4 protein-coding genes are annotated in these 3,144 nt (G+C 51.3%); 2 read left to right on the forward strand and 2 right to left on the reverse strand.

Translation table 11 applies throughout. From position 1 onward, the window contains the following. Positions 1 to 82: 82 nt before the first annotated feature. Together J0895_RS04595 and J0895_RS04600 are read right to left on the reverse strand one after the other, a co-directional pair. Positions 83 to 1,111: a class I SAM-dependent methyltransferase gene (locus J0895_RS04595; protein ID WP_242541048.1), complete on the reverse strand. Its 1,029-nt coding sequence runs from the start codon at positions 1,109 to 1,111 to the stop codon at positions 83 to 85. A gap of 148 nt (positions 1,112 to 1,259) precedes the next feature. After that, positions 1,260 to 2,336: a class I SAM-dependent methyltransferase gene (locus tag J0895_RS04600; RefSeq protein ID WP_207086945.1), complete on the reverse strand. Its 1,077-nt coding sequence runs from the start codon at positions 2,334 to 2,336 to the stop codon at positions 1,260 to 1,262. Positions 2,337 to 2,358: 22 nt separating this feature from the next. On the opposite strand from J0895_RS04600, the gene J0895_RS26240 reads away from it, so the two are divergent. Both J0895_RS26240 and J0895_RS04605 read left to right on the forward strand, forming a co-directional pair. Further along, positions 2,359 to 2,484 (forward strand): hypothetical protein, encoded by a 126-nt coding sequence (locus tag J0895_RS26240; protein ID WP_277989780.1) that lies wholly within the window; start codon positions 2,359 to 2,361, stop codon positions 2,482 to 2,484. A 372-nt stretch (positions 2,485 to 2,856) separates the two neighbouring features. Further along, the coding region (locus J0895_RS04605; RefSeq protein WP_207086946.1) for a Pvc16 family protein at positions 2,857 to 3,144 on the forward strand (288 nt) is incomplete at its 3' end.

Here is a 3,144-nt window from a genome sequence, read left to right on the forward strand (position 1 = left end):
GAGGGTTTGGAGACCAAACCCCTACAGGAAACAACGATTTTTCGTGATTAAATTTACCACCTTGATGGGCTAGGGTAGCGGGTTACAAACGGCGGCAGAGAATCCAGCGCAATTCGATGGGGGGGAAGGCGTTGGGGAGATGGAACATATTTCGGCCTTGGGTCCAGGTGGGATACCAACTGGTGGGGGGCCATGCGGAGGCGGGGAGGTTGTTCCGTTCGTATTCAAAGGCGGATTCGTCGGATAAGAGTTTTAGGGGGAGTTTCTCCATTGCGGTGGTCAGTTCGGCCCGGGTAAATAGGGTGCACCAGGAGGATTGGGAGAGTTCTACGACGAGGCGATCGGGTTGGTAGTCGTCGAGGGGGAGGAAAAGGTTTAATAAGATGAATCCCCCGGGAAGTACGGCGTCACTGAGTTTGGCGAGTAAGAGTCGCAGTTCGGAGGGGTCGCGAAAATGGGAGATGACTTCGGAGACGATCGCCAGTTGGTAATGGGCGGGGGGGAGTTTCACGGGGCGATCGAGGATGTTCCCCGGGATGACTCGCAGAGGTAAGTTTTGGCTATTTGCAGTTGCCTGTAGTTCCTGGATGAAGACGGGGGCGAGTTCTACGGCATCTACGGGATGACCCCGTTGGGCCAGGGGAATGCTATTGCGACCTGTTCCGGCACCAATGTCTACGATGGGGGCATTGGCGGGATTGTCAAATTGGGCGGCAATGGCGATCGCCTTGGCATCAGGATAGGCCCCAAACAGCGGCGGTTCTTTGGTTTTGACCCACTTCTGATATTCTTCCGCCAGGGATGGGGTCAACAGAGACACTTGGAATTGAAACTGGGAACTGTCATGGGTTTGGGGTTGGTAGGTGAAAACGATTTTGGCATGGGGGGAGGTTTGGAATCCTTCCTGAAGTTTCATCCACAGACTTTGAGACAGATGCGTTACGCCGTCATGGTCTAAGGTTTGCCCCAAGGCACTCAACAGTTGGGCAATGGAGTGGAGGTAATGTTCCAAGAGGGCAGGGATACAAGGCATGATGATTTGACCTCGCCCTTGAAATCGATGCTGGAGTTGGACAAGGGGTCCCGGTTGTCGGGTGGGGGGGTCGGTCAATGGTCTGTTTTCCGGGGTGGGAGAATCTATTGCGGGGTCGGGATACATGATGGTAAGGGGATTTACAAGGGTTTGCACAGAATCGAACACACTGGATCTGGGGTTATAAAAACTATTGCGGGATGGGAGTAGAGGATGTTCAGGGGAGTTACAAGCGTTTGCCTCGAATCCAGCGCAATTCCATCGCGGTTTGGTCTGGGGGGGTGAGCAATAATTCCCGTCCGGTTGCCCAGTTGAGAAAGGATTCATGGGGAGGCCATGTTTCTTGGGGGCGATGGGTTTGTTCATAGTTGACCCAAGACTCATCGGAAATCAGTTCTAGGGGTAGTCCGGCCATTGCGGTGGCGAGGTCCGATCGCGTGAATAGGCAGGACCAGTTGACTTGCGACATCTGGCGGGTTACTGGGTCCGGTTCGTAGTTTTCGGCGGCGAGAAACAGGCTAAATAGCAGGAAACCATCGGTCTGGAGGACATCGCACATTTTCACGAGGAATAGGCGCAGGCGATCGCCATCAAAACAAAATAGGGGAAGGGTTTCGGTGGCGATCGCCAGTTGATACTGTCCCAAGGGCATCCGGACCAGGGGATCGAAGATGTCTCCAGGAGTCACAGTGATAGGTAATCCGGTTTGTTCGGCAATCTGTTGGAGGCGATCGCCATAGACTGGCACTAATTCCAGGGCATCCACGGGATGACCCCGTTGTGCCAGGGCCAAGGTATTCCGTCCTGTTGCGGCCCCGATATCCAAGACTGAGGCTGTCCCCGGGTCTTCCGCTAACTGGGCAATATCCAGAACTTTCGCATCGGGACTCATGCCAAACCAGGGTTGTTCGTTCTGGTTTATCCACTCCTGATATTCCTCAATATTCGATAAAACAGAGACGGAAAATTCAAAGGTTAATCCGGTTTTAGGGGGTTCTGCCGGATGGTACTTGAGTCTGAGGCGCGCATGGGGGGATAAGGCAAACCCCTCTTCTAACTTTTTGTCCAAAATTTGATAGAGTTGATTTCGTTCCGCTTCTTTGAACGGGATGGCTAAACTATCGAATAGGGACCCAATTCGATGATGGTAATACTCTGCCATTGCTGGCACTCCGGGCATAATCAGTTCGCCCACGGTTTCCAGTCTTTGGTTAAAACTGGTCAGCATCGCTTGCAAGAGTACATCAGGGTCCGTCACCACGGGGACAGAAGCAGTTGGAGGGTTGATATTTGGCGATGTCATGGGATTATAAATTTTAAAGTCTGTGGGTCAACGGTCGAGTGAACGGGGTGCGATCGCCTTCTCTGCGGTAATCCTGATCCCTTCCTTGTTCCCTAAGTTAGCCGGGGAACGCACCCATTGGAGAATTTGCCTCCGGGTCAAGCTATAAATTAAATAGGCAACAACTTACTCGTTTTACCCTTGACTCTACCCCGGGGCGATCGCCTCTCAATTGGCAGATTGTTCTAAGTTGCTCTAACACCCCAGAATCCTGGGAAAAGTTTACCTCAAATTTCCCCGGATGTCCAAAATTTAAGCTTTGTTTAAGTTTTGTCCCCCTCTGCCTCTGAATCGGTTATCTTCAGAAAATTCCTGCGTGATTTTCCTCAAAAATCTCACCAGCGGTTGTGTTAAACTCAATCTGATGAGTTAACCCCATCTCCCCCAATCGCTCTCAAACCGCTGGTGAGTTGAAAATTGGCAGCTACAATCTGTTGAGTCTCAATCCTCATTTCACTATCAGCCCAGAGTGCATAATAATATGAGTAATTATCTGGCGATTGCCACCGTAACGGCCTGTTTACAACGGATGTTACAGTCTTCTGTTCAATTAGATTTAGATGGTGCAAGAGTCACCACCGTTCGCCCCAATAATTTAGGCAGTGGGACTCCCGAAAAAGGGGTCAATCTCTATATGTACCAAGTCTCCCTCAATCCCGTTTGGCAAAAGAATGCGGAAGTCCGGATGCGGAGTACCCGGGATGCTGGGGCGAAGAAATCCCGGACGGCATTAGATTTGCATTATATTCTCAGTTTCTACGGCAATGAA

It is taken from the genome of Phormidium pseudopriestleyi FRX01, from assembly GCF_017313335.1.
GTDB lineage: Bacteria > Cyanobacteriota > Cyanobacteriia > Cyanobacteriales > Laspinemataceae > Laspinema > Laspinema pseudopriestleyi.